This is a genomic window from Burkholderia sola, assembly GCF_905400185.1.
GTDB lineage: Bacteria > Pseudomonadota > Gammaproteobacteria > Burkholderiales > Burkholderiaceae > Burkholderia > Burkholderia sola.
This window is the reverse complement of the sequence record NZ_FR989677.1, coordinates 109,542-136,134: the sequence shown is the minus strand read 5'-3', so window position 1 is coordinate 136,134 and position 26,593 is coordinate 109,542. Positions and strand designations below refer to the sequence as shown.

Here is a 26,593-nt window from a genome sequence, read left to right as displayed (position 1 = left end):
GCTCGATCTTCGCCATGACGCCGTCTATGTCATGAGCTTGTTGAGCCGATTCGCAGATGCCACCGCGTCGTCGATCATCTCGTCGAAGATTGCCTCGACGCTCCTGACCGCATCGGCAAAGACCGCCGCATGGCCGTAGTCGATCATGCCCTTGCGGGTGTCGCCGGTCACGTACGCCTCGTGTGCAAGCGCGCCCATCACGTGGGGACGGAAGCGCTCAAACTCGGTCACCTGCGCGCGATCGAGTTCCAGAACCGCCTCGGCGCTCTCGTTGCGCAGCACGCGGTGGTGATCACGAATCGCCGACTTGACCACGACGCTCTCGCTGCCGTCGCCCTCAACGACCTTCGCCTTGACATCCGGATGAGTCCACAGCTCCTCGGCAACCAGCATGCGCGTGCCCATGATGACAGCATCGCCCCCCATCGCCAGAACACCCGCGAGTTGCCGCCCGGTACCGATGCCGCCGCCTATCACCACGGGCAAGTCAATTTCCCGCGGCGCCTGCGCGGCCTGAACGATGCTGCCGATCTGATAGATGCCGGGATGGCCGCCGCATTCGTTACCGACGACGATCACACCGTCGACACCCATGCGCATCGCCGTATGCGCGTAGCGCACGGCGGGCACCTTGTGCAGAACCTTGACGCCCGCTTCCTTCAGTAGCGGTACGATCGCTTCCGGGCTCGCGCCGGCCGTCTCGACGCAAACGACGCCCTCTTCGATCAGAATGCGGATCTGTTGCTTGACACGCTCCATGCCGCCCGCTTGCCGCGATATGTAGAGATTGACGCCAAATCGCTTCGCGCCGCTGAGTTCTCGACAGGTGCGCAACTCGTCGCGAAATTCGTCAGCATCGGGAAAGCCGGCACCGACAATGAACCCCATTCCGCCCGCGTTGACGACGGCGGCAACATATCGGGCGTCTGACACCCGCGGCCCGAGACCGCCGCAAAGAATGGGGTGACGAATGCCGAGCAGATCGGTAATTCGCGTCTTGAGCATCTGGGGGCGCACGTTGCCGACTCCTGGTTCAGGTTAGCGAAACGAGATCGTGTGGCCGCCGTCCACCGCGATCGTCTGACCGTTGATATAGCCACCCGACGGTGAAGCCAGCAGGACGGCAAGCCCGGCGATCTCCTCAACCTCGCCGAAGCGTTGCGAAGGATTGCGGCCACGGTACCACTCGACCATCGCGTCATCCTCCCATTGCGAACGCGCCATTTCGGTCTTGAAGGTTCCGGGCGCGATGCAGTTGGCCGTGATGCCCTTCGCGGCGAATTCAGTCGCGAGATTTCGCACCAGTTGCATGTCCGCGGCCTTGGTGAGCCCATACGTTCCCGTCACGGGGTCGCCGAACAGGCCGACCACCGAGGCTACAGAAATGAAGCGGCCATAGCCGCGCTCGATCATGCCGGGCATGGTCATCTGAGCGAGCCAGATATTGCTCTGCACGTTGACCTGCATGAACTTGTTGAACGTCTCGTCCTGCAGGTCGAGGACGGACCCGACCCACGGATGAATTGCTGCATTGGCCATCACGATATCGACTCTGCCCCACTCGCCGTTCGCTGCATCCACGAGATTTTGCAGCTCTGCCTTCCGCCCGATGTTGCAGGCAAACGGCATGGCCGCGCGGCTGCCGATCCTTTCGTTGATCGCTTGCGCGGCAGTTTCGCAGACGTCGCCATTGCGGCCCGAAATAACGACTTTCGCACCATGCTCGGCCATGCCGAGCGCGCTGGCGTACCCGATGCCACGACTCGATCCGGTGACGATGGCGACCTTGTCAGTCAAGTCGAAAAGCGAAGAGCGCATGTGTACTCCACACAAAATTGGCGGTGTGCCGATGAAAAAGGATCGCCGGGCAGAATCAGTCCTTGTTGCGTTTCTGCTGGGCGATGAAAGCCGATGCGATCTCGTGATGCTCGTTGCTGAGCGTCGCAGCAAGTTGCCGCGCAAGCGTCGTATCGAGCATCTGCGCCGCGCTGCGATGAAGGTGAAGATTCATCAGCTTCTTGGTTTCGCGCAGCGCTTGACGCGGTTGTTTGAGCAGTTTTTCGGCCAGCGCCAACGCCTCGTCCATCAGCTTTCCGGGCTCCACGACGCGATTGGCGAGGCCGTATTCAACCGCCTGGTGCGCAGTGATGCGATCGCCGGTGAAGATCAGCTCCTTCGCCCGCAGAAGGCTCGTGTAGAGCGGCCACGCCACGGAAATTCCATCGCCGACGACGAGACCGATGTTGATATGCGGCTCGGCCAGAAACGCCTTCTCGGACATCAGCACGATGTCGCACAGCGTAGCCATCGTCGCGCCCCAACCCACCGCGGGGCCGTTGACTGCCGCGATGATCGGGATCGGTACGTCGATGAAACCGTGTATGGTCTGGCGCGCGTTCTCTTGAACGCGCCGGGCAAAATCAGCGTCGTCGAGCGTCTTGACGAAGTGGTTCATGTCTCCGCCCGCGCTGAATGCCCGCCCCGCGCCGGTGAAAATGGCCACGCGTGCATCGGCATCTTCAGCGAGCGCGGCGAATAGCTTCGGATAGCTGAAAAGCATCTCCGATGTCGATGCGTTCAGATCGGCCGGCCGGTTGAGCGTGATGATGCGCAAGCCGCCGTCGGCTTTCACCTGAATATCGTCTGGAAGGCCGTAGAGATTTGTCATGTTGGTAGCCAACTTGGGGCGAAGTCGCTGGATGAGCGGGCGAGCCTGCGCCCGCGTTATGCGGTTTGTCTGGAAGGTCGGCTACTTCTGCACCTGCCACGCCATGCCGCCGCGTTGCCTTCGTTCCGCCAAAGCCTCTTTCTCGATACGCAATGCTTCTTCGAGCGTTGCCAGTGCACCCTGATCGATCACGCGCTTGACTGTTGCGACGAGATCGGGATCGCGGCTCGCAATCGTATTCGCTACCGCCGCGGCACGCTCCATCAACTGATCGTGCGCAAGCACCTCGTTGACGAGGCCGATGCGCAATGCCGTGGCCGCGTCGATCGGCTCGCTCGTGAAGCTGAACTGCTTGGCCCACCTTGAGCCCACGATATGCGGCAACCGCGCAGTCATTCCACCACCGGCAAGTGCGCCAATTTTCGTGTGCGTGTCGGCAAAGCGTGCGCGCTCCGACGCGATGATGAAATCGCACCCCATCGCAAGCTCGAGCCCGCCGGTGACGGCGGCGCCGTTCACAGCCGCGATGACGGGCTTGCTAATGCGCGCCCACATATCGATCATTTCCGCGACTCGCGCACGCGGCGCATCGGGGGCGGAGAAGTCATTCAGATCGAGTCCCGCGCAAAAGGCCGGATCGGCGCCCGTGACGATGAGCACACGCAGGCTTTCGTCGGCTTCGAACCGGTGGATTGCGTCGACGAGCGCTTCAGTCAACGCAAGGTTCAACGCGTTGCGGGCGTCGGGCCGATTCAGTGTCAGCGTGAGAACCACGCCCTCTTGCGTCAGGTCCAGCAAATCGGCTCGCTTTGCGTCCATGTCAGTGCCTCGATAGGGGTTCACGCAGCTGCAGCCAAGGCCTCGCGCTGGATCTGCCGGGCATAGCGATTCAGGTGATAGTCCATGTTGCCGAACAACGTGTCGAGCACGAGGTGGCGGCGATAATGATGGCCCACCTTGTATTCGTTGGTGATGCCGTAGCCGCCGTGCAGTTGGATGCCTTGCTGCGTGACGAACTTCGCGCTGCGAGTGGTCTGCGCCTTGCAGCCCGAAATTTCAACGCTTCGCTTTTCACTGTCCTCGCTGAGCGCGGCCAATGCACGATGCAGGGTTGCTCGCGCCTGCATTGCCTCGATCGCCATGTCGGCCATCCGGTGTTGCAGTGCCTGGAAGGTGCCGATTGCAACGCCGAACTGCTTGCGCGTCTTCAGGTATTCGGAAGCGAGTTCGATGGCGTCTTCCATATCGCCCACGAGCTCGGCGCAGAGCGCGACGATCGCTTCGTCAACCGCGCCCTGCAATCCTTCGAATGCACGACCAGCGTCGCCGACGACATCGGACTGCGCGACCATCACGCCTTCGAGCAGCAGGTCGGCCGACGGTGTGCCATCGAGCAGCTCATACGTCTTGAGCGTCACGCCGGATTGTTCTGGATCGACGAGAAACACGCCGATGCCGCCCGTGTCACTGACCGCCCCCCCGGTGCGAGCGACGACGAGCAGGCGATCGGCGACCGGCGCGCCGACCACGAGCGTCTTGTAACCGTCGAGACGCCAGGCGCCGTCTGACGTCTGGTTCGCCGTGGCCGTTACGTAATGCAGCTGGCCGCGCGCGTCACGTTCGCTATGCGCGACCGCGTAGACGGCCTCTCCGGAGGCGATCTCACCGAGAATCGTTTCGCGCTGCCCTTCGCGGCCACATCGCATCACGATCGACGCCGGAAGCACACCGCACATCACGTAGGGTTCCAACACCAGTGCGCGCCCGATCTGCTCGGCCACGATGGCGCTTTCCACCGGCGAGAAACCGAGCCCGCCCATCTCCTCCGGCACCGCGATGCCAAACCAGCCCATTTCCGCGAGCGTGTGCCACGTCTTGCGCGAAAAGCCGCCGCCTTGCGTAGCCAGATGACGGCGATATTCGAACGTATAGCTCTTTTGCACGAAGCGTTGCGCGCTTTCTTGCAACATCCGCTGTTCGTCGCTCAACTCAAAGTCCATGCTGCACCCTCTTTGTACCGGCAATTGATACGATCGCCCGCAATGGGGATCGACGGATAGTCGTGACTCGACGCGGCGTCACAGGTCGAACATCGCCTTCGCGATGATGTTGCGCTGAATTTCGGCCGTCCCGCCATAGATCGTGCAAGCGCGCCGATAGAAAACCTCGGCAGCGAGGCCGGGCGCATAGTCGGGTCCGATAAACGACATGTCGCGCAGTGCATGGTCTTCATTCGGATCCGGATAGAACACGGCACCGTAGTCACCAATCACTTCCAGCAGCATCTCCGTGAGCTTCTGATGAAGCTCCGAGCCTCGCACCTTCAGCATGGAGCCGATTGCCATGCCACCGCTGCGCTCGTCTATCCCCTGATGCAGAATCTTCTGCACTGCCATATCGATTGCGCGAACCTCGAGTTCATGCTGCGCGAGGCGCATCGCAAACGTCGGATCCTCGATCAATGGCTTGCCCGCCATGCGCTCACGCGACGCGTAGTGCCGGATCTTGCGCAGATAGCGCTTGAGCGCCGGCGCTTCGGCGCCGAGGAACGCGCGCTCGTTGAACAGCAGGAACTTCGTATATCCCCAGCCCTTGTTCACTTCGCCGATCAGGTTTTCAGCAGGCACGCGCACGTTGTCGTAGAACACTTCGGCCAGGTGATGGCAGCCGTCGAGCGACCCGATGGGCCGCACCGTAACGCCCGGCGATGCCATGTCGAGCAGCAGGAACGATATGCCCTTTTGTGGCTTCGCTTCGCTATCCGTGCGCACCAGTACGAAGTTCCATTGGCCATAGGCGCCGAGGCTCGTCCAGATCTTTTGTCCGTTGACGATGTAGTGGTCTCCATCGCGAACCGCCGTCGTACGCAGCGACGCGAGATCGGAACCCGAGCCCGGCTCCGAAAAACCCTGTACCCAGAACACCTCGCCGCGCTGAATAGGCGGAAGAAATCGCCGCTTCTGCTCTTCGTTGCCGAACTCGCAAATCACCGGGCCGACGAGCGATACACCCGCCTGATTCTGCGTGGGAGCACCGGCCAGATAACATTCTTCCTCGAAGATGTAGCGCTGCATCGCGGTCCAGCCCGTGCCGCCGTCGGCAACGGGCCAATGCGGCACCGACCAACCGCGTGTTTCATGCAGAATACGGGTCCAGCGCTGAGAATCGTCGTCGCCTGCGAGAAAGCCCTGCTGCCCACGGAATGCCATGTCAGCCGGCAGGTGATCTTTGAGGAATGCCCGGACTTCTTCACGGAACGCAATGTCCGCAGGGTCTACGCGAAAATCCATAGTGTTTAGCTTCCAGCGTTTTCGGTACGTTGAACTCGATTTGCGTCGGCTGCCGCTACGTTGCCGACGAGCGTACGTGGCGTCGGCGGCATGCGATATAGCTCTTCCACGACGCCACGACGCCGCTCGAGCACATTGCGTTGGCTGATCGCACTTTTCGCGCTCAGTTCACCGTTGTCGAGCGTGGGCTGCTCGCTCTCGAGCACGATGCGTGCGATTCGGGCGGAACTGCCCCCAGCACGCGACGCAAGCATGTCGACGCACGTCTGGAAGTGGGCCAGCACGCCGCGACTGTTGACGATCTGATCGGCACCAGGCGCCGGATCGTGAAGGTCGTCGCAAAGCCCGCGGCACGCTTCCACGTCGGGGAATACGAGTGCGGTCACGTAGTCACGGTCGTGCCCCGCAATAACGACGTCGCGCGCGTACGGTGCGAAAATTTTCAGCGCATGCAGACGCAACTCGGCAACGTTGACCCATGTGCCCGTGGACAGTTTGAAATTCTCGGCAATGCGGCCGTCGAAGCGCAGGCCGAGTTCGAGGCGGTCGGGGTCGATGAACGTTGCGGCGTCGCCGGAACGGAAATAGCCCTCCTCGTCGAACGCCGCAGCGGTGCGCTCGGGATCTTTCCAATACCCCGGCGTAACGCAGTCGCCAAGGAAGCGGATTTCCAGCTTGGCTCCGACCGGCGCCACCTTCACCTTCACACCCGGCACAGGCAATCCCGCAATCGCCTCGCGCCGCGGATCCCAGGCTGCCGACAACGGCGTGGGGCCCGCCTCCGTGCTGCCAATGCCCGACATGATGAGCACGCGCTGGCCTATCGTGCGCACGGCGAGTTCGTCGAGCTCGGCCCAGATGTACTCCGGCAGACTTGCGCCGCCGTAGTAGATCAGCGCGAGCTTGCTGAAGAATTTTTCGCGCAGGGCCTTGTCGGCTTGAAGATGCGGAATGAGTGCGGCCAACCCCTGCGGCGTGTTGAGGTAGACCACCGGCGCGATCTCCCGCAATGCCTGCACCGTCGGGCCAATTTCCTCCGGCGTCGGCTTGCCAGGGTCGAGGTAGTAAGTCCCCCCACCGTACAGCACCATGCCGAAGTTGTGCGTCCCGCCGAAGGTGTGGTGCCATGGAAGCCAATCAACGAGATCCGGCGGCCCGTCCTGAAGGAATGCGAACACTTGCGCGACCTGCTGTCGATTGCTGCACAACATCCGCTGCGGGTAAATGACGCCCTTCGGCGTGCCCGTCGTTCCCGACGTGAACATGATCTTGCCGACGGTATCCGGGCCGACTTCCTCGAACGCCTTTTCGACTTCGGCCGTAACTGGTGTCGTCAGCCATTCCGCGACGCGCGAACCAGCTCGTCCCTCCGGCAACGGACCGGCGACGACACATTCAACGTCGCCGAACACCTCGCGCAATGCGCGCCCATACAGAGCGCCGTCATCCGCGAAGACGAGGCCAGGCGTGCACACGGTCGCGAGTTGCTTGAGCTTCGCAAAGTCCTGCGATAAAAGCGAATACGCAGGCGTCACCGGAATATAAGGAACCCCGACGTGTAACGCGGCGAGCGCGAAGAGCGCGTGCTCGAAACTTCTATCCGAAAGAATCATCAACGGACGAGACGGAGACAAACCTCGATCGAGCAGCGCCTGCCCCAGTGCGCGTGCACCGTCGAGCGCCTGCTTATAGGTGAGGGACTCCCATGACTTGCCGTCCGGCGTGCGCCGTGCAAGCAACGCGCACTCTGGTGTAACGCGCGCCCAATGTTCGAGCCGCTCGGTCAAGCGGAGCGGATAGGGCTCGAGCGCCTCCTTCAGTTCATACACCACGCTCCCATCGGGCCTTCGCTCGACGTTGGCATCCATGCTGCCAAGGCGTATCGGGCGAAGCGGTACATCCATCAGGGCATCGTGCGAAGCCTTACCTGCATCCATCTAGATCGTCCTGTTGTCATCTGGCAAGCCACGTCCCGCAAGCGCTCGAATCCGCTTCCATCCGACGGAAATCCTGCGGGCCACGAATCGCCAATAATTGAACGTCAATCGTAATTTTGAACAAACATAGCGCGAAATCGAACTCGCGTCCATCCGTTTTCACCCACCGAGATTGCCTGATGCCGACCACGGGTTCCGGCGCGCATGTCCAACGAAATACGTGACACGGTCACCCCATTGCGCACCGCACAATCACGTGGACACCAGACCAAAAATACGCTACTTTATGAACGGTATTCATATTTCTAAACATCATACACTGATCATTGTCGATCGCCGAATCAAGGAGCCATCATGTCTGACGAGGTTGTCGTCACCGCGGCCGTTCGTACCGCCATAGGGGATTTCGGCGGTGCGCTCGCGAGTATTCCTCCCACGCAGCTAGGCGCGACCGTCGTGCGCGCGTTGCTCGATCGCACAAGTCTGCCCGGCGCGGATGTTGGTCACGTGGTATTCGGCAATGTGATCCATACCGATCCGCGCGACATGTACCTGGCGCGCGTCGCCGCGCTCGAGGGCGGCGTCAGCGCGGACGCTCCGGCGTTGACACTCAACAGGCTGTGCGGCTCTGGCCTCCAGGCCATTATTTCCGCCGCACAGGCTATCGCGCTCGGCGATACTGAAATTGCCATCGGCGCAGGTGCCGAGAGCATGACGCGGGCAGCGTACGTTGCGACTAGCGCGCGTTGGGGCTCGCGCATGGGCGATATCCGTCTGATCGATATGATGGTCGGTGCGCTGACCGACCCGTTCAGCGCTTGCCATATGGGTGTGACTGCCGAGAACGTCGCGAAAAAGTATGGTGTTTCGCGGGACGATCAGGATCAGCTCGCCGTCGAGTCGCACCGGCGCGCCGCCCGAGCCATCCATGATGGCCACTTCCGCGAGCAAATCGTGCCCGTGGCGCTCCGAACGAAAAAGGGCGAGAGCGTTTTCGATACCGACGAGCACGTGCGGCCCGGCACGAGCGTCGCGGATCTCGCCAAATTGCACCCGGCATTCGAGAAGGACGGCACGGTGACAGCCGGTAACGCGTCCGGCCTCAACGATGGCGCCGCGGCAGTGCTGCTGATGGCGCGTCGCACCGCCGAACAACGGGGTCTTCGCCCGCTTGCGCGACTCGTTTCCTGGGCACATGCGGGCGTCGATCCCCAGTACATGGGCATTGGCCCGGTGCCTGCGACTCGCAAGGCGTTGCAGCGCGCTGGCCTGACGGTGGCCGATCTCGACGTCATCGAAGCGAACGAAGCCTTCGCAGCACAGGCTTGCGCCGTTGCGAAGGAACTGGAATTCGACAGCGCCAAGGTCAATCCGAACGGGTCGGGTATCTCGCTCGGCCATCCGATAGGCGCAACCGGCGCCGTCATTGCCGTGAAAGCGATTCACGAATTGCACCGTTGCGGTGGCCGCTATGCGCTCGTGACGATGTGCATCGGCGGGGGTCAGGGCATCGCTGCGATCTTCGAACGCATTTGACACCGCGCGCGAGCTGCGGGAAGCGTCCTTCGTGCTGCATGACGCGCAGCACGAAGGACGGCTTCGCCATTGAAGTGCTGCCGGCACGACGTTCGACGCACGTGAGTTTCGCACTGACTCCATCGTCCTTGCCGGCAAAGCAACGGGTTTCGCCGATGCATGCGCTGCCGCAGACGCATCATGACGTGGCCCGGCCGCTGCCCCCTCACGTCGAGCGGCCAGGCGATCAGCACCGTCGCCATTTCGACTGAGTTCACGGCCGTTCAATACAAGCCGCCTGCAAGCGCGTGTCGGATCTCCGCGTACATGCAGGCGTATTCCAAACACGCCGACGACGCTCAGCGTTCTTCCGCGAACGCGGCCAGGCGACCGTGAATGAGCGCGCGCGCCTCGGCGACCATCCGGCTCACGAGTTGCTCGCAGGTGGGAATATCGTCGATGAGCCCGATCGCGAGACCGGCCGGGAACGTGCCGTCTTCCGTATCCCCGGTCTCGTACATGCGTTTGCCGCGCTCGCCGCTCACGAGCGGTTTGAGATCCGCGAACGTCGCACCTTCCTTGTGCTCGAGTTCGAGCACTTTCTCCGCGACCGAATTCCTGAAAATGCGCGAGGTGTTCTTCAGCGTGCGGAAAATCAATGCGGTGTTGCGTTCGTCGTTCTCGACCAGTCTGCGCTTGACGTTCTCATGAATCGGCGCCTCCTGCGTGGCCATGAATCGCGTGCCCATGTTGATCCCATCCGCGCCGAGCGCGAGTGCCGCGACCATGCCGCGTGCGTCGGCAATGCCGCCCGATGCAATCATCGGAATACGCAGTTTCGCGGCTGCAGCCGGCAACAGAATGAGGTTGGGGACGTCGTCTTCGCCGGGATGGCCGGCACATTCGAAGCCGTCCACGCTCACTGCGTCACATCCCAGCGCCTCCGCTTTCAGCGCATGACGCACGGAAGTGCATTTGTGGATCACCTTGATTCCCGCTGCCTTGAACGCGGGCATGTACGCCTTGGGATTGCGCCCCGCCGTCTCGACGATCTTCACGCCGTTCTCCACGATCGCGTGCACGTATTCATCGTACGGAACCGGTTTGATCGTCGGCAGTATGGTGAGGTTCACGGCGAAAGGCTGATCCGTCATCGATCGAACACGGCCAATCTCGTTGCGCAGTGCCTCGGGCGTAGGTTGCGTCAGTGCGGTAATGGTGCCCAGCGCCCCGGCGTTGGAGACGGCAGCGGCGAGTTCCGCGCGGCCGACCCACATCATGCCTCCCTGAACGATGGGATATCGAATCCCGAGCAGCTCTGTAATCCGCGTCTTCACGTCATGATCCTCCGAGGTAAGGGCAACCTGCCTTTCCAGCACGTCGCTTGTCGAGCACGCGCCGCCCGTTTACATTTACGAACTACGTGCAATTATATACACTTCATTCACGTTGCCCAACAAGAGCGCGACACATATGTGTGACGCGACGGATTGCGCGATGCATGGAGGATCAGGAGAGTTTATGAACAAACGTGACACCGAGATCGACGCTGCCCAAGCGCCGGCCCGCCCGACTCTGGATGAGGCGGAAGAAGCAGTTCGAACACTCATTCGATGGGCGGGTGACGACCCCGGAAGAGAAGGTCTCGTTCAAACACCGGCGCGCGTCGCGCGCGCGTATCGCGAATTCTTCGCAGGCTACGAAACCGACCCGATTCAGATTCTCGCGACGACGTTTTCCGAAGTGGACGGCTACGACGAAATGGTCGTGCTGAAGGACATCCGCTTCGAAAGCTATTGCGAGCACCATATGGTGCCGATCATCGGGCGCGCACATGTCGCCTACCTGCCGGATCACCATGTGGTGGGCATCTCCAAACTCGCGCGCCTCGTCGATGTCTATGCAAAGCGCCTGCAGATTCAGGAGAAGATGACCGTTCAAATCGCCGATGCGTTGAACACCGTGCTGAAGCCAAAGGGGGTCGCCGTCATTCTCGAAGCCGCGCATCAGTGCATGAGCACACGGGGCGTGCATAAGCCCGGCGCGTCGCTGGTGACCAGCCGAATGCTGGGTGCGTTTCGTGACGATCCCGCCACGCGCCGCGAATTTCTGTCGATCGTGGGCCACAGCACGATCATGCCGTTGCCGAATAGCTGAAAGCCAGTGTCGGCTCCTCGCCGACACTGGCTTTCAGACCTTCCCGATCGATTTTCCGCAAGCGCCTTATGACACTTATGCGAATCCCTGGACTTCGCTAGGCTGGCGCGTCGTGAGAGGCCACGCGTAAGAGACGTCTTCACCATTTCGTGAACTGACTGCATTGCTCATCAGAACTTCGCGCCAGGCAGCAGGCACTTCAGCTGGTGTAAGTTCATTGATCGCCTCCGAAACGCAAACGCGATCGGCAATCGCCCAGACACCATTACGCTTTTCGAAGCGGTCGATATAGCGCCCCACCGCAATTGTGTCCGGCTTGACGCGGTTCTCCCCGAAGAACAGCCAGTACGTTTCCCCGTATGCCTCTTCGCCCCTCAACTCGATACAGTGATTGAATACCATGTGGTGGTGCGATAGCTGATGCTCACTATGGTAAGCAAAGGCCCAGTCGACGAATTCCTCTGGATTGCCAACGAATGCACCGTGGTCGTCGACTGCGTCGGGGTGGTAGGCCGACAGCGTCAACTCACGATCCATGCGATCGATCCCGCGGCAATACCGGTGCACACATTCAAGTATGGCCTGTTTGTCCAACAGCGCTTCCACACGTGCTCTCAACTCATCGTTCATGGCTTCTATCGTTAGTAGATCATGGCGACAAAAAACACCACGGTGCCGATCACCGCACCGACGAAGCAATAACCCTCGCCTGTCGACGAGTCGTTTTCGCGGCCCCGCACGCGATTCGCGATCGCACATCCAGCGATGCCCGCGAATCCCGTCACACCGAGCACGGCAATCGTCATTACGATGTCGAATAGCGCGGAACGGCCCAGCTCTTCCATCTGCAGATCGCGCTGTAGCATCCAGACTGCACCGGCCAGGATCGACAGAAGCACGAGCGGCAGCCATACCCTGCGCGCTTCCCGGTTGCTCTCGCGAGGTAGCGTTCTCATCGTGCCTGTCCCTCCCTGCGCGTCTTGCCGAAGATGCGGGGCACTATCGCGCCCGGCTCACACGTTCCCCGGTCCGATTGCTTCGCGCGATCCGGATTGTCCAACGGGGGAGCATTCTTGCCGGCAAACTGACGACGATAGTGGAACGTGTAGTCCGCGATAGGACCACGCAAATCGCTGTCGAGAAGGTACATCGCATGTCTCCGATCAGACTCAAGTTCTTCGGGCTTTTTGTACAGCGCCTCTATGTGGACATCGTAGGTGACACCAAACCGTTATGCAACAACTCGTTCAATTAACTGCCTCGGTGTTTTCACTAGACTCGCCTGCAGTCAAAGGCTCGCATGTCAGCATCGGCCACGGGGCATCGCCTGCGGCTATTGCGGCACCAGGTAGCGTCGTGCGCCTTCGGCGAACAGTTGTAATGCGATGTTCAACCCGCGGATATCGGAACGATCCACCGTCGAGATGTACTGCTGCGTTGCCCTCAGGTAGGGCCCGCAACTTAAATCCGAAAAAGCGATCGTGGTCGAGGCCGCGAGCCATTTCACCCGCGAAGGCTGGCATCAAGAACGCGAACGGACGTGCGCTGTGCATACGGCTACGTGCGCGCAACCGGCCTATCGTCAAACGGGGGAAGCGATGAGCCGCCCGAAGCAGTTGCGCCGACGCGGTGTCGCGGCGCAAACAACGGGCGGCAAATGGGCGGTCAGGAAACCTGGAAGCCGCCGTCGACGGCCAGCAGCTGGCCGGTGACATAGTCCGACGCCGGCGATGCGAAGAACAGCACGGCACGCGCGATATCGAAGGGCAGGCCAATGCGCCCAAGCGGCATACGGCCGGGCTGTGTAATCGGCCCAGTTGCCTGATGCGCCTTGGTCGATTCAGCCGCGCCCTCGGTCGCCACGCCGCCGGGCAGCACTGCATTCACGCGAATTCGGTCTCCTGCGAATTCGAGAGCGGCGACCTTGGTGAGATTGTTGACGCCCGCCTTCGATGCACCGTAATCGCCGTTATCGAAAATCACGGGCTGCTGCGAAGCCACCGACGAAATATTGACAATGGAACCGCCGTTCCCCGTGGCTTGCATCCGCTTGATCGCTTCGCGCATGCAAAGAAAGGTGCCGCGCAGGTTCACGCCGAGAACCTTGTCCCACTTCTCCGCCGACGTTTCGACGAAATGCGTCTTGGGGTAGATGCCTGCATTGTTGACGAGAACATCAAGGCGCCCAAGCTTTGCCTGTACGGTTTCGTACATCGCAAGAATTGATGATTCATTGCCGATGTCCACCTTGACCGCGATCGCCTTACCGGAGGAAAGTTCGATCTGCTTGACCGTCTCCTGCGCCGCCTCCTCGTTCAGATCCGCCGCCACCACAGCCGCGCCTGCGGATGCGAGCAGCAACGCCGTTTCTCGGCCGATGCCCGAACCTGCCCCTGTCACCACGGCAACCTTCTGATCAAGACTGAATAGACTCGCCACATTCGTACTCACTGCGCCTCCTTTGGCTCGCCGAGCGAGCGGTTTATTTTCGAACGACATTCGTAAACGTAAACACCCGCTTTTCGGGTGTCAAGTTAACGCGATAACGAACGACGTCAGGAGCAACGAGAACGCAGTCAGTACGACGGTGCAACGGTTTGCATCACACCCCGGTCGGCAGTGCGATTTCGCGCATGATGTCGAGCATCGAGCGGTGCCAGGACTTTTGCGGCCGATCCGCCCACACAAGCGAGACTTCCATTTCGCTGGAGGCCGGAACGTCTTCAATGTCCACGTAGGCGACACCTTCTACCGGCAGGTATCGCGCGGAGTCCAGCATCAATCCGACGCCGAGTTCGTGCGCGACAAGGTTGAGCATCGTATAGGGGTGGCGGGCTTGCTGAGTCACGCGCGGCGACAGACCCTCCTCGCGTCGAGCGGCTTCGAATGCAGCGAACAGCGGTTGCGACATCTGTTGTGGAAATATGATCAGCGGATATCGGGCAAGATCCGCAATGCGAATCGACCGCTGCGCCGCGACGGGCCACTTCGCGGGAACCGCGGCCACGATGCGCAGACGCTCGATGACCACGCTCTCCAGGCCCGACACGTCCGCCGCGCTGGTGACCACCACGCCGAGGTCGATGCTACCGTTTTTCACGCTCGCGACAGTCAGCGCACTGCCTCGCTCGATCAATCGGACATCGACACCCGGCCATTGCCTGCGCAGCGCCTGAATGGCGAGCGGCATGATGCGTAGCGCGCACATCGGCACGAAAGCCACGCTCAGGCTAGCCAATTCGTCGGCGGCCTGGCGCACGCGCCGCTCGGCCAATTCCGCTTGCGCGATGAGCGGCTTGGCTTCCGCGAGCAGCGCGGCCCCGGCGGGAGTGAGGGAAACGCCGCGCGGCGTGCGTTCGAGCAGCTGGATGCCCAGCTGTTCTTCCAGCCGCATGATCGACTGGCTGAGCGGCGGTTGCGCCATACCGAGACGTGCGGCCGCACGCCCGAAGTGCTGGGTCTCCGCAACTGCCACGAAGTGTCTGAGATGCCGCAATTCCATGACGTGATATGACTTCGATATCGGATGCCGCCAGAATACCGCCTTTGTCCCATAGCGGTGCACTAGGTGCGAACCCTGCTCACATTTTCGAACGCATGCCCCGGCCGGTCGGGCCGTGCGAGCCCCGTCAAGCAGGGCAAGCCATGGAGCGGTCTCGTTACCTTCGCCTGCAAGGGTGGCGCGCTAGCGTGGGAAAGCGGATTGGCCGGCGTGGCGGCCGAGGTGCGCCTTCTCGCACGGCACACTTTCGGTCTGCATGCCTGCCCGCTTATTCGTTGCCCGCGCCGTGCCGACGATAGGCAGACGGACTCATCGAAACGTGTTTGTGAAAGGTGTTGCGAAACGCGCGCACATCCGAGTAGCCCACCATGACAGCGATCCGCTCGATGGAGACCTGCGTATTGCGTAGCATTCGCTTCGCTGCTTCGATACGCAATGAACATGCATAGTCCCGCGGCGTCATGTCGAGGCTTCGCGTAAAGCGCCGTAGCAACGTGGCGTGACTGACTGCCAGAACGTCCGCCAGTTCGCTGATCTTGAAGTCACGAGCGAAACGCTGTGCGAGCCAGAACTGCGCGCTGCTTACGAGTGGATCATTGCTCGACACGCGGCCTTCGTCGCGCGCGCCATCCGTTCCTGTCATCGATGCGAGCCATTGAGCGGTATGCGGTGAAATCGCACGATCAACGAGGCGCGCGACGAGTTGCCATTCGCTTGCCGGTACGGCACAGGTATATACGCCGTCGTGCTCGGCAATCGTGGCGCCCGCAGCCACGCGCACCTTCGGATAACGTGACCGCAGAAAGCCCCTGAGCACGTTCGGGACAGCAGCAGGCCCGCCGTCGAGAACGCCTGCCTGCGCGAGGAGCAATACCCCAGTGCCACTGGCCGCCAATACCGCGCCCCTGGCACGTTGCCAACGCAGCCACTCCGTTACCGGCTGCGCGTGATCGAGCAGCGTGGCGAGCGACTCTTCGCTGGCCACTGCAAAGGCCGGGATAAAAACGATGCTGTACTCGGCGCCGTCCAGCAAGTCGCCGTCGCAATCCATCTTTCGCCCGCCTGCGAATTCCAGGCCGCCCGCAGTCGCACTCAACAGTCGCACCTGCGTCTTCATCTTGTGCCGGTACGGCGGCGCGAATTGCGTAAACACGTGTCGCGCAATCAGCGCAAATCCGTCTACCAGCGCGCTCACGCTCGACAGGTAGCTGCCAGGCAGTACGAGCGCAGCAACGTCCTTCACCGGCTCACGCGGAACGGCAGGTTTGCGAATTTCGATCCCCTTATATGCAGAATTCGATCCTCTTTCGCGGCGATCTTAGCACGCATCATCGCCATCATTGCCACCGGAAAGAACGGCGTAGCCACTAGCCGCCATCAAAAGCCGCGCCATCGCGGCAAAACAGGAGACGCAAATGAAAAGCCTGGAAGACAAGCACGCCTATGGTTTGAAGGTATTCGGCGAAATCATGGGTGAAGACAAGGCCGCCGGCTTGCGCGCCGCAAGCGAGTCGGCCGGATTCGGCGCCGATATCTCACGCCTTGCCGTCAATTACGCGTTCGCGGACGTATGGGGCGACGACAAGCTCGAGCGCAAGCAGCGCAGTCTCGTGACGCTCGGCATCCTCATTGCCAGCCGGCAGACGCTCGAACTCAAGAATCACGTCCGCATCGCGGTGCGCAACGGCCTGAGTGCACGCGAACTGGAAGGTGTGCTTATTCAGGCGCTGCCGTATGCGGGCTTCCCGGCCGTCGCGTCCGCCACCACGGCCGTACTCGAGACGCTGCGGGAACTAGGCATCGACACGACCACGCGCACCTCGGAAGAACGCGGATTACTGTGAGCCGACATCGCAGCCCCCCCTTATAACAGAGGAGAAAATTTGTGAGCACACCAGTCGTGGATATCGTGGCGACGATGCACGAGTTCAACGTTTCGAACGACCTGCTCGGCAATCATGCGGCGCTGCAAAAACGGTGGGACGACGACGGCTATCTGTTCTTTCGTGACATGCTGGACCACGCGCCGCTGGAGCGCATGCGCGGTCTGTTGGTCGACCACCTCGACCGCCACGGTTTCGTGGACCGTAACGATCGGGCTGTACGATGGACCGGCAAGGAACGCGAAAATTTCAGCTTCTTTCCCGTGAAGGAGATGAATGAGCAGCGCGCCGCGCGAACCGTGATGGACGACCCCGCGATTCGTGCATTCTTTCAGCGGCTCTTCGACGTCCCCCTTTACTGGGTGCCGTTCACCGAATACCGCACATCGCCGCCCGCCATCGACAAAAGCCGCACACGCTTCGACTTCATTCACGAAGATGCGATCTACAGCGACCGCCTCGATTTCATCATTTGCTGGATCCCGCTCAGCGATATTGACGCGCAAGTCGGCGGGCTGGCCGTAGCAGAGGGGCTGCACAAACTTCCGTGCCTGCATCGCAAGGACGGCGACAAGATCATTCCCATCGAGCTCGCGAGCGTGCCCGAAAATGCATGGCGCCGCACGAACTATCGCCTCGGCGACGTCCTGTTGATGAGCCGACGCACGCCGCACTCGGGACTCAGCAATCATTCGGATCGGTTTCGCCTGTCGCTCGACACGCGCATCCTGCCGCATGGCGGTAGTTTCCCCTTCACGCCGCGGCTACCCTTTGTGGGCACGCTGACGTCTATCGCGCCAGATCAGATCGTTGTGCGCGACGCGGATGGCGAACATGTTTTGCGGCTCGATGAAACGAGCTATCTGCGCGGCTTCCAGGGCAATCGCGTGCGCGGCGACGAAATCGCCAGCGTCTATCAACCGGGCTGCGAGGTAATCGTCGCGCATGAAGGCGGCCTCGTTCAAACGCTCAGACCGCAACATTGATCATGCTGCCGGGCGGAAAGGCGAAGTCTCGTCTTTCCGTTTCGTGCTCCTTGACGCGCCGAATTCAGCCCACATATAATTGTGAACATCGTTCCTATATGAGAACAGCATGATTCCATGCGCTTCAACGGCGAGCTGCCACCTTGCCAGTGATTCGGTGCGCGATGGCGCCGAGCCACGATACCACTGATCTACCTCTACGGTTCAACCTCCGGGATACTCATGAGCGATTCATCCGACGCGATACTCGTCATTGGCGCTACTGGCGCGCAAGGCGGGACTACGGCTCGACACCTCCTTGAAGCCGGACGAACGGTACGCTTTCTGACCCGAAATCCGGACTCGCCGGCTGCGCGCGCTCTGGTCGAAATGAATGGCGAGGCCTTCGCAGGCGACCTGGACGATCACGCGTCGCTCGAAAAAGCGCTGGTGGGCGTCCGCGCCGTCTTTTCCGTTCTCCTGCCCGATTTCGATCAGAGCGATAGGGAGCGCCGCCAGGGTTTCGCGCTCGTCAACGCTGCGCGCAAGGCGGGTGTCCCGCAATTCGTTCATACCTCCGTCGCTCAGGCGGGCAACCATTTGACGTTTCCAGGCTGGCACGAAAAGCGCAGGCATCAATAATACTGGGCGGATAAATTCGAAGTCGAAGAAGCAGTTCGCTCCGCGGGTTTCGAATCGTGGACAGTCTTGCAACCGGCATTCATGATGGACAATCTCGCGGAACCAAAAGCGCGCGCAATGTTCCCGCACTTGCGCGACGGCCTGCTGCTCAGTGCGTTGCTACCCGACACACGGCTCGACTGGATCGCCGCCGACGACGTCGGTACGCTCGCAGCCAATGCGCTCAACGATGCGCAACGCTGGCATGGCGAAACCGTGCCGCTGGCTTCGGAGAAGCTCACGATGTCCGAAGTGGGAGATCGCCTCGGCCAGGTCCTTGGCACGACGATTCGCGTATCGCATGTCTCTCCGGACGAAGCGCGAGCAAAGGGACTCGCGGCGGGCTGGGTGAATGTACAGGAATGGATCAACGAGGTCGGGTATCGCGTCGATATCGATTCGGTGCGCGCAAGAGGGATCCAGCTGACCTCGATGGTGGACTGGATCGATGCAAATCGGGAGCACATTCCACGTGCTTGACGGTTGTGCGACGCAAACATCGAGCAATGGAACAAGCGCAATGAATGCCCGTGCCCTTTCCTGGTTCGATCTCGCAACGAGCCAGCCTCGCCGCTCCCACTTCGCCGAAAGCGACGGGGTTGCGGTGCACTATGTGTCGTGGAACGGCGCGGATACCAACAAGCCTCCGCTCCTCTTCGCGCACGGCTTTCTGGGACACGCGCATTGGTGGGACTTCATTGCACCGTTCTTCACCGACCGCTTTCGTGTGTTCGCTCTGGATTTCAGCGGCATGGGTGACAGCGGCCACCGGCGTGAATACAGCGCGGGCGTTTTTGCGCGCGACCTCGTGGCAGTCATGGATTCAATCGGCTCCGGCCCGTGCATCGCGGTCGGCCACAGCTTCGGCGGATCGCGTCTGCTGCACGCATGCGCGACTTTTCCCGATCGTCTGTCGCGTGCCATCGTGCTCGATTCGTTTTTCATGCTGCGTGGCGACAGCTTGCCTGCGGTGGAGCGACGCCCGCCACCGCGCCCCTATCCGGACGCGCATACCGCGGTCAGTCGCTTCCGGCTCATTCCTGAACAGGAATGCGAACCGTGGCTACTCGAACATCTCGCGCGGACATCGCTTCGTCAAACCACCGAAGGCTGGGTGTGGCGCTTCGACCCGAAGCTAAGGGATCTCCAGCCGGTTGAAGGCGAGGAGGACCTGCTGAGCCGCATCGCGGTTCCGGTCTGCTACGTTCACGCCGAGCGCAGCAGCGTGGTCAGCGCAGAGCGCGCGCGCCGCATCGCAGCGGCGATTCCCGGCGCGAAAGGGCCCATCACGATGCCACGCGCGGGCCATCATATGATGCTCGATCAGCCGCTTGAGCTGGTGAGCGTCTTAGGCACATTGCTGGCATGAGACGCAACATGCGCGAATCGACAACTGCGCCGCGCTTGAGCGATTCGCCTCTCTCGGCGCTGATCGCGCGCGGTGTCGCACGGCACGGCGCCACACCGCTTCATTTTCATACCCAGGGCGGCACCTATACGTGCACCACGCAGTCGCTGCTACGCGACGCGCGAGAAGTATGCAAGGCGCTGCGCGCGATCGGCCTGCGTCGAAGCGACGTAATCGCAGTACAGCTGCCCACGCAGCGCGAAACAGTGCTTCTGTATCTGGCCGCGCTTGAAATCGGCGCCGTGCTTGTGCCGATCGTCCACATCTACGGTCCGGCCGAAGTCGGCTTTATCCTTCGACAATCGCGCGCCCGGTTTCTTTGCGTCCCCGATTTCTGGTGCGGCACGGACTACCTCGAGCGCGTAGCCGCGCTCGGCGCCCCGCCGGATCTGGAGCGCGTCATCGTCGTCGGCGAGCGTGCGCCATCGAATGGCGTCACGTTCGATACGCTGCAACGACTCGCGGCAACAACGCACGATCGGCTTCCTGCTAAAGAGCCCGTGCCGGATGATGTTTGCCTGCTGCTGTACACCTCGGGGACAACGGCTTCACCCAAAGGTGTTCAGCACACTCATCGCAGCGTCGGCGCGGAATGGCAGATTCCATTCATCGACGGGCCAGGACCTTACCTCACGCCCTTCCCCGCCGGCCATATCGCGGGCTTCAATTTTCTGCTGCGCCCTTTCGTCACGGGCACCGAGATGGTCTTCATGGACCGATGGGACGCCCCGCTCGCCGCGCAACTGATCGAAGAATATCGCGTGCGCCTATCGGGCGGCACCCCGTTCCATCTTCATGGTCTTCTGGACGCCGCCCGCCGCGACGGCCGCAGCCTGGCGTCGCTCGTTTCTTACAGTTTGGGCGGCACGGGCGTCACGCCCGAGCACGTCGCGCTGGCCGATCGCACCGGGTTTGCGGGAACACGCGCGTATGGGTTGACCGAACACTCGACGGTGAGCGTCGGTTGGGCTGATTCCCCTTTCGACGTCCGGGCCAGTACGGACGGGCATGTTCAGCCCGGCTCCCAGGTGCGCATCGTCGACGAGCTGGATCGCGACGTACCCGCCGGACACGACGGCGAGATTCTCATCAAGGGGCCGGAATTGTTCGTCGGTTACACCGACGCGGCGCTCAATGCAGCGGCATTCACTCGCGACGGATGGTTTCGGACCGGCGACATTGGCCGTCTTGACGACGCCGGTTGCCTGACCCTCACGGACCGAAAAAAGGACATCGTGATTCGCGGCGGAGAGAACATTTCCTCACTCGAAGTCGAGCGCGTACTTGCCACCCATCCCGCAGTGCGTGATGTGGCCGTCGTGGCGCGACCCGACGCTCGATACGGCGAAAGAGTCTGTGCAGTAGTCGTGCTGCACGAACACGCGGCACTCGACCTGAGCGCGGTTCAGTCCCACTTTGCCGCCGCCGGCATGGCAAAACAAAAGACGCCCGAGCACCTCTGCATCGTCGAGGAATTGCCGCGTACGCCATCGGGGAAAGTGCGAAAAGGTGATCTGCGCAAGCAGTTTTCCACGTAGCGACTGTTCCCCCAAACGCTTATCGCGCGCCGCTGTCGTCGCGCGACTCGAAAAAGCAATCTCGTCGCCTCGAAACCTCGTCGGACGAGGCGAGTCGATCGTAAATCGCTCGCGCCGTGGCCAGGCCGGCCTCGAAATCGACCGACTCGGCGGCGGCGGCGATGGCATCCAGGCACTTGCCCCGTACGCCATCGTCACTGGCGAGACGTGCGCGCGCCTCAGCGATCAAGGAAAGTGGATCGTGATCCGGAAGTGGCAGCCGGCGTATCAATGGCAATGCAGAGTTACCGATGTTCTCCCGGGCCAGTTCAATCGCGAGGCGCAACACTTGCTGCTCATCGCCGTCGACGATTCGATCGAATAGCGCGGTTCCGGCAAACTCGCTGGCGGATACGATTTGCGCGCCGAGAATGAATTCGATCGACTGTGCCAGGCCCAACACTCTGGGCAAACGCTGCGTGCCGGACAAAGGAATCACACCAAGCTTGCACTCGGGCAAACCTATCTGCGCATTGCCCGCTACAAGCCGGTAGTGGCAGACCAGCGCGGTTTCCAGCCCGCCACCAATGGCGAATCCGTGGATCGCCGCGACAACCGGTTTCTCGCTCGCCTCGATAACCGGATGAACATCCAGAGACAGTGCTGGCAACGCGGCAGCAGCGGGCGTGCCGAATTCGCGGATGTCACCGCCCGCACAGAATCCGCGACCGCTGCCATTGAGCACGATTGCGCGAGCCCGCACATCGCGCCGCGCTGCTTCGAACGCGGCGACCAGTCCGCGTCGGACACCGAGGCACAATCTGTTGACCGGCGGATGGCTCATCGTGACGATGGCCACCTCGTCTTCTACGCGATACTCGACGTTGTCGAACCGTCTGCGCATCCCGTTTTGTCACTTATTGACCAGCCAACTCGGCATATCGGCAGGCCACGGATCGGCATACAGCGCGTGCACACCCATCGCTGTCGTGTAGACAAGATTCAATACATTGCAAAACGCAACGAAGGCTAGTACGCGCAACGCGGTGCGAAGCGCTGCATGACCATCCAGGCGATCAACGCCTCGTTCAATCGCCGTGTATCCGTTATTGTCGGCGCTCATCAGAAGAAACGCGGAAGCCACGAACACCGACGGGAACAGCAGGAATTCATAAACCGGAAATTGGTAGTAGTGACCGCCCCAGAAGGAAGCACGCTGAAACGCGCCCGGCCACGCGTCGAATCCCATGAAACGGCTAGCCGCGATATCAAGCATGCCCATCGTCATCCAGATGGCGGCGAAGCCCGCGAGCGTGAGTCGAACGTTGCCGGCGCGATGCCAACGCTTGCGGACTACACGCATTGCCCACAGCGCGACCACTGCCGTACCAGTGAACGTATAGAAATAACTTGGCGCGTCTATCAGAAGGGGCTCGGCAATGCGCGTATGCGACGATTGCCAGAACGGAATGAAACGGCACCAACAGCCAAAATTCAGCGCATAGGCGTTATACGTGAACATCGGCCTGAGGAAGTTCAGCCACGGATCGAGCCAGTATGCCGAGAGCCAACCGATCATCATGAGGCGCACCGCGTCGATGTTGCGGCTCTTGGCGATACCGAAGATGAACCAGATTGCGACCGGAATCAGTATCAGCACGCTGGCCCATTCGTAATGGTCGATCATGGATTTCACGGAATCCGGAACCGGATCCGCACCTAAATCGACGGGGCGGAAGTCCGCGGAACGAATCCATGCCACGTACGCGTAGCCTTGCGCAATTGCGAAAAGCGCACCGAGTGCAGCCCATGCGTACACCCTCTGCCAGGTCGTGCTTTGTCGAACGACAATCTCCGACATGCTTGCCTCCTCCAGATAATTGCCGTCGTTCATATATTAGAATCTCACTCACAAAACTGTACTACGAGGAGAGGACAGGGTCAAGCGCGGCTCGGAATACGCGACGTCAATCGCAGGTTCGGCGCACTGAACCAGCACAAAGGAAGGAGTCCCAGCAGCCGAGCTTTACCCCGATACCGACGAGTCGAAGAACGGCGGCAACGCGTACCGGGAGCAGTGCAAGCCGGAATTCAGGAAGTATGTGAAGTAGGCGGGACGGGGCCGCTTCGACCACGCAGCGGCCGCATTCCATCCGGCCATCGCAAGTCGAATACACCGGCAGAAATGACAATGTTCAAATGCGGTAGGCATCGAAATATCGGTTGACCGCTTTCAGCGCTGCATCGCGGTCCTGAGCAATCAATGCGCGTGCTATGGCAGCATGAGCGCGGCGAACGTAGTTCACCGTGTCCGATCGCTCCTTTTTTGTCGCGCGGTAGGGGGGTGCGGCTAGAATCTTGGACTGGTTTATGCCGCGAGCCCGAGGCGCTCCCGGTATTCGAGCGGACTCAGTGAGCCAAGCGAGATCTTAATCCGCTTGGCGTTGTACCAGCGGATGTAAGAATCGACCGCCTCGATGAACTGCTCGATGCTTGTAGCCTGCCAGGTCCGAGGATAGAACAGTTCCGTTTTCAATCGGCCGAAGAAACCTTCGCATGCCGCATTGTCGGGCGAGCAATCTTTGCGCGACATCGAGCGAATCAGCTTCGCATCGCGCATCCGTGAGAGCCACCCCGGCCAGCGATAGTGCGCACCGCGATCGGAGTGGACCATTGGCTGGTGTTGGCTGTTGGCCACTGTCTCGATCGCTGCGTCGAGCATGGTATTCACAAGCTCGGCGTCCGGACGCGTGCTGATCGACCAACTGACAACGAGCCCATCAAAGCAGTCGATCACGGGCGATAGATACACCTTGCCGGCTGGAATCTGGAATTCCGTAATGTCGGTGAGCCACTTTTTATTCGGCGCCGCCGCCCGGAAATCGCGATTGACGAGGTTTTCTGGCGCGGGACCTATTTCGCCTTGATAGGAGCCGTAGCGACGCCGGCGGGCACTGCCAGCGGTCAAGCCTTCTTGCCTCATCAAGCGTCGCACGACTTTCTCCGATATGAAGACCTGCTGCTTACCAAGTGCCGCGCGTATCCGGCGATAGCCGTAGCAACGGTAATTGAGTTCGAAGATGTCTGTGATGACGTGAGGCACGCGAGCATACTTGTCAGCAACAAGCAGTCGTGCACGATGGTAAAAGTAGGAACTGCGGGCAAGACCCAATACGGCGAGCAGTTCTGGCAGTGCATAGATTTGCCTCAGGGCATCAACCAGCGTCGTCTTCTCCCGATTGCTCAGGAGCCGCGGGTCGATGCCCAGGCCTTTTTTTAACAGTTCATTGGCCTTCTTCAGTATGTCGTGTTCGAGTTGCAGCTGCCGTATGTCGCGTCGAAGCGATTCCAGCTGCTGCTCCAGTTCTGCCCGCTCAGGAGCCGATGCCGGATTCTTATGGCGTTTCATGGATGCCGGAGCCTCTCGACCGAGTAGCTTATTTTTCCAGTTGTATAGCGTCGGCCTGCTCACGCCTATCTTTTCCGCGATCACACGTGCACCTTCGTCTCTGGTGCACAGCTCAATGACCGCTGCCTGCCTCAACACTGGCGACGACGGCAAATTCCGAGCATTGCTGACAAGACGTTTCCGAATATCGGGGCATAGCTCGTAGACCCACGCGGCCAGCACTGCGCGACACGGATACCCCAGTGCTCTCGTGGTCCCGGCAAAATTGCAGCCATGACTCAAATAATGCTCGACAGCGATTTGCTTCTGTTCGGTGGAGTAACGTGGCCTGGAGCGGCGATAGCCCGCCGGCAAATCGCCAACCTCAACGAACGCACGGTACCACCGTGCCAAGTTCTTGCGCGAAGGATATCCCAGCTCGCGAATAGTTGCCGCTGCGCTCCTGCCGTACTTGATGTAGAGCTGAACCGCTCGAACGCGGTCTTCGTATGAATACATGAACTACCTCCAAGGTAGTCCAAGATTTTGTCCGCACCCCCCTTCCGCCAGCTGCCACATTGCTTTCACACACCGACTTCGCCGACCAGAATTCGGCAGAAGTCAGTACGGAATACCGAGGCCCTCACCCATCGGCCGGGGTCGGCTTTGTGTTCGGGGGAACGGTCCTCGATACGGTTTGCCTGGATGGCCGGATTCGCGCTTACTCGCCGCGGCCCGAAACAAGGTTTGCATTGATCCACGATGCCACGTCGGTGACCGGAATGGCGTGGCGTTGGTTGAACGTCCCACGCTTGTCCCATGCGACACCCCGCCCTTGAGCAAAAGCCGCACGATACTTGCGCATCATATTGTTCGGGTCGCGCGCCAGCTCATCCAGCAAATACTGCTCGCTCCATACCGAACTGCTGAACGGCCGGCCGAGGCCCGCTTGCAGCTTGTCGGCAACCTCCCCGTAAGTCACGGTGTCGCCGGCCAGATACACGATCTCGTTCCGGATACGGGGCTGCGCGAACACGATCGCGGCGGTCAGCGCACCGATATCATCGGGCGTCGTCAGCGTCACTGCGGTGTCGAGGCTACCCAGCGCGTGGACGGCGTCGTTTTGCAAGTCGACGACACCGAAGTCCGGCTCGAACAGGTAGCTCATGAACATGCCGGTCGAGATGATGACCCACTCGGTCTCGTGCTGACTGCGCAGCAACTCGCGCACGTCCAGCTGTGCGTCGAAGATGTCCTGCGGACTGCCGCGGCCGATCACGTCGAAATCGACCCCGAACTGCCATGGAAAGTACCGCGGGATGCGCGCCTGCAACGCAGCCCGCGCCAACTTCATCGGCGTGTCGATTCCGGCTGCATAGCCCGCGCAACCGATTACCGTGTCATATCGCGCGAATACGACGGCGAGCTCATCGATGGAGCTCTTCACGAGATCGCCTACGACGATCTCGATCCCGAGATCTCGAATCTCCGCGATATCATGCCGCTTGGCTGGGGCGCTGGACTCGACGGCGCTGGCGCGCAGCAGCACGCTGATCTTCGCGCCTGCGATGTCCTTCGCTCGACGCGCAAGATTGCGCAGCACCGGTAGGCCGAGTTCGCCGGCACCGAGCACGAGAATGTTTTGAGACATAGCGTTAAGATCTGTCTGGTTCATCGTCTAG

25 protein-coding genes and 1 pseudogene are annotated in these 26,593 nt (G+C 61.0%); 8 read left to right on the top strand and 18 right to left on the bottom strand.

Annotation, left to right across the window (positions count from 1 at the left end; all coding sequences use genetic code 11):
- Nucleotides 1-24: 24 nt before the first annotated feature.
- The 7 genes from KR541_RS30635 to KR541_RS30605 form a co-directional block, all read right to left on the bottom strand.
- Entirely contained in the window at nucleotides 25-1,017 is a 993-nt protein-coding gene (locus KR541_RS30635; RefSeq protein ID WP_050017703.1) for an NAD(P)H-dependent flavin oxidoreductase, read from the bottom strand.
- Between the two features lie 21 nt (nucleotides 1,018-1,038).
- Nucleotides 1,039-1,818: an SDR family NAD(P)-dependent oxidoreductase gene (locus KR541_RS30630; protein WP_012337302.1), complete on the bottom strand. Its 780-nt coding sequence runs from the start codon at nucleotides 1,816-1,818 to the stop codon at nucleotides 1,039-1,041.
- Between the two features lie 55 nt (nucleotides 1,819-1,873).
- Nucleotides 1,874-2,668: an enoyl-CoA hydratase/isomerase family protein gene (locus KR541_RS30625; protein WP_050017704.1), complete on the bottom strand. Its 795-nt coding sequence runs from the start codon at nucleotides 2,666-2,668 to the stop codon at nucleotides 1,874-1,876.
- 81 nt (nucleotides 2,669-2,749) lie between these two features.
- The gene (locus KR541_RS30620) at nucleotides 2,750-3,487 is read right to left on the bottom strand and encodes an enoyl-CoA hydratase (protein ID WP_012337300.1); all 738 of its coding nucleotides are present in this window, start codon (nucleotides 3,485-3,487) and stop codon (nucleotides 2,750-2,752) included.
- A 20-nt stretch (nucleotides 3,488-3,507) separates the two neighbouring features.
- A complete protein-coding gene (locus tag KR541_RS30615; RefSeq protein ID WP_050017705.1) occupies nucleotides 3,508-4,668 on the bottom strand; it encodes an acyl-CoA dehydrogenase family protein in 1,161 nt (386 codons plus the stop codon).
- Nucleotides 4,669-4,746: 78 nt separating this feature from the next.
- On the bottom strand, nucleotides 4,747-5,958 hold the full coding sequence (locus tag KR541_RS30610) for an acyl-CoA dehydrogenase family protein (RefSeq protein ID WP_012337298.1): 1,212 nt from the start codon (nucleotides 5,956-5,958) through the stop codon (nucleotides 4,747-4,749).
- 5 nt (nucleotides 5,959-5,963) lie between these two features.
- Entirely contained in the window at nucleotides 5,964-7,895 is a 1,932-nt protein-coding gene (locus tag KR541_RS30605; RefSeq protein ID WP_080334390.1) for an AMP-binding protein, read from the bottom strand.
- A gap of 354 nt (nucleotides 7,896-8,249) precedes the next feature.
- Here KR541_RS30605 and bktB point away from each other — a divergent pair, with 354 nt between their 5' ends.
- Nucleotides 8,250-9,431 (top strand): beta-ketothiolase BktB, encoded by a 1,182-nt coding sequence (gene bktB / locus KR541_RS30600; RefSeq protein WP_050017708.1) that lies wholly within the window; start codon nucleotides 8,250-8,252, stop codon nucleotides 9,429-9,431.
- Between the two features lie 38 nt (nucleotides 9,432-9,469).
- A complete protein-coding gene (locus KR541_RS30595) occupies nucleotides 9,470-9,682 on the top strand; it encodes a hypothetical protein (protein WP_012337295.1) in 213 nt (70 codons plus the stop codon).
- A gap of 87 nt (nucleotides 9,683-9,769) precedes the next feature.
- On the opposite strand, the gene KR541_RS30590 is transcribed toward KR541_RS30595, so the two are convergent.
- Nucleotides 9,770-10,747: an NAD(P)H-dependent flavin oxidoreductase gene (locus KR541_RS30590; protein ID WP_012337294.1), complete on the bottom strand. Its 978-nt coding sequence runs from the start codon at nucleotides 10,745-10,747 to the stop codon at nucleotides 9,770-9,772.
- A 184-nt stretch (nucleotides 10,748-10,931) separates the two neighbouring features.
- Between KR541_RS30590 and folE the strand changes: the two genes are divergently transcribed.
- The gene (gene folE / locus KR541_RS30585) at nucleotides 10,932-11,567 is read left to right on the top strand and encodes a GTP cyclohydrolase I FolE (protein ID WP_012337293.1); all 636 of its coding nucleotides are present in this window, start codon (nucleotides 10,932-10,934) and stop codon (nucleotides 11,565-11,567) included.
- A 75-nt stretch (nucleotides 11,568-11,642) separates the two neighbouring features.
- Here folE and KR541_RS30580 read toward each other — a convergent pair whose 3' ends face one another.
- From KR541_RS30580 to KR541_RS30555, 6 genes are all read right to left on the bottom strand, one after another.
- The gene (locus KR541_RS30580) at nucleotides 11,643-12,197 is read right to left on the bottom strand and encodes a nuclear transport factor 2 family protein (RefSeq protein ID WP_050017710.1); all 555 of its coding nucleotides are present in this window, start codon (nucleotides 12,195-12,197) and stop codon (nucleotides 11,643-11,645) included.
- Between the two features lie 11 nt (nucleotides 12,198-12,208).
- Nucleotides 12,209-12,523 (bottom strand): hypothetical protein, encoded by a 315-nt coding sequence (locus tag KR541_RS30575; protein WP_050017711.1) that lies wholly within the window; start codon nucleotides 12,521-12,523, stop codon nucleotides 12,209-12,211.
- Nucleotides 12,520-12,717, bottom strand: coding sequence for a hypothetical protein (locus KR541_RS30570; protein WP_012337290.1), 198 nt, complete (start codon nucleotides 12,715-12,717; stop codon nucleotides 12,520-12,522). The genes KR541_RS30575 and KR541_RS30570 overlap by 4 nt, the downstream gene beginning before the upstream one ends.
- Nucleotides 12,718-13,232: 515 nt before the next feature.
- Entirely contained in the window at nucleotides 13,233-14,018 is a 786-nt protein-coding gene (locus KR541_RS30565; protein WP_124631775.1) for an SDR family NAD(P)-dependent oxidoreductase, read from the bottom strand.
- Nucleotides 14,019-14,169: 151 nt separating this feature from the next.
- Entirely contained in the window at nucleotides 14,170-15,069 is a 900-nt protein-coding gene (locus tag KR541_RS30560) for a LysR family transcriptional regulator (protein ID WP_012337288.1), read from the bottom strand.
- A 268-nt stretch (nucleotides 15,070-15,337) separates the two neighbouring features.
- Nucleotides 15,338-16,312, bottom strand: a complete 975-nt coding sequence (locus KR541_RS30555) for a GlxA family transcriptional regulator (protein WP_124631774.1) — start codon at nucleotides 16,310-16,312, stop codon at nucleotides 15,338-15,340.
- Nucleotides 16,313-16,484: 172 nt separating this feature from the next.
- On the opposite strand from KR541_RS30555, the gene KR541_RS30550 reads away from it, so the two are divergent.
- The 5 genes and pseudogenes from KR541_RS30550 (at nucleotide 16,485) to KR541_RS30530 (ending at nucleotide 21,544) form a co-directional block, all read left to right on the top strand.
- Nucleotides 16,485-16,913 (top strand): carboxymuconolactone decarboxylase family protein, encoded by a 429-nt coding sequence (locus tag KR541_RS30550; protein WP_050017712.1) that lies wholly within the window; start codon nucleotides 16,485-16,487, stop codon nucleotides 16,911-16,913.
- Nucleotides 16,914-16,954: 41 nt separating this feature from the next.
- On the top strand, nucleotides 16,955-17,938 hold the full coding sequence (locus tag KR541_RS30545) for a phytanoyl-CoA dioxygenase family protein (protein WP_012337285.1): 984 nt from the start codon (nucleotides 16,955-16,957) through the stop codon (nucleotides 17,936-17,938).
- 222 nt (nucleotides 17,939-18,160) lie between these two features.
- Nucleotides 18,161-19,078, top strand: a pseudogene (locus KR541_RS30540) (NmrA/HSCARG family protein).
- Between the two features lie 40 nt (nucleotides 19,079-19,118).
- A complete protein-coding gene (locus KR541_RS30535; RefSeq protein ID WP_050017714.1) occupies nucleotides 19,119-19,967 on the top strand; it encodes an alpha/beta fold hydrolase in 849 nt (282 codons plus the stop codon).
- Nucleotides 19,968-19,975: 8 nt separating this feature from the next.
- A complete protein-coding gene (locus tag KR541_RS30530; protein WP_226248652.1) occupies nucleotides 19,976-21,544 on the top strand; it encodes an AMP-binding protein in 1,569 nt (522 codons plus the stop codon).
- A 19-nt stretch (nucleotides 21,545-21,563) separates the two neighbouring features.
- Here KR541_RS30530 and KR541_RS30525 read toward each other — a convergent pair whose 3' ends face one another.
- The 4 genes from KR541_RS30525 to KR541_RS30510 form a co-directional block, all read right to left on the bottom strand.
- Entirely contained in the window at nucleotides 21,564-22,427 is an 864-nt protein-coding gene (locus KR541_RS30525) for an enoyl-CoA hydratase-related protein (protein WP_216090031.1), read from the bottom strand.
- A 9-nt stretch (nucleotides 22,428-22,436) separates the two neighbouring features.
- Nucleotides 22,437-23,417 (bottom strand): spirocyclase AveC family protein, encoded by a 981-nt coding sequence (locus KR541_RS30520; protein ID WP_012337280.1) that lies wholly within the window; start codon nucleotides 23,415-23,417, stop codon nucleotides 22,437-22,439.
- A gap of 474 nt (nucleotides 23,418-23,891) precedes the next feature.
- On the bottom strand, nucleotides 23,892-25,430 hold the full coding sequence (locus KR541_RS30515) for an IS3 family transposase (RefSeq protein ID WP_216090030.1): 1,539 nt from the start codon (nucleotides 25,428-25,430) through the stop codon (nucleotides 23,892-23,894).
- 202 nt (nucleotides 25,431-25,632) lie between these two features.
- The gene (locus KR541_RS30510) at nucleotides 25,633-26,586 is read right to left on the bottom strand and encodes an aromatic alcohol reductase (RefSeq protein ID WP_050017717.1); all 954 of its coding nucleotides are present in this window, start codon (nucleotides 26,584-26,586) and stop codon (nucleotides 25,633-25,635) included.
- Nucleotides 26,587-26,593 lie beyond the last annotated feature (7 nt).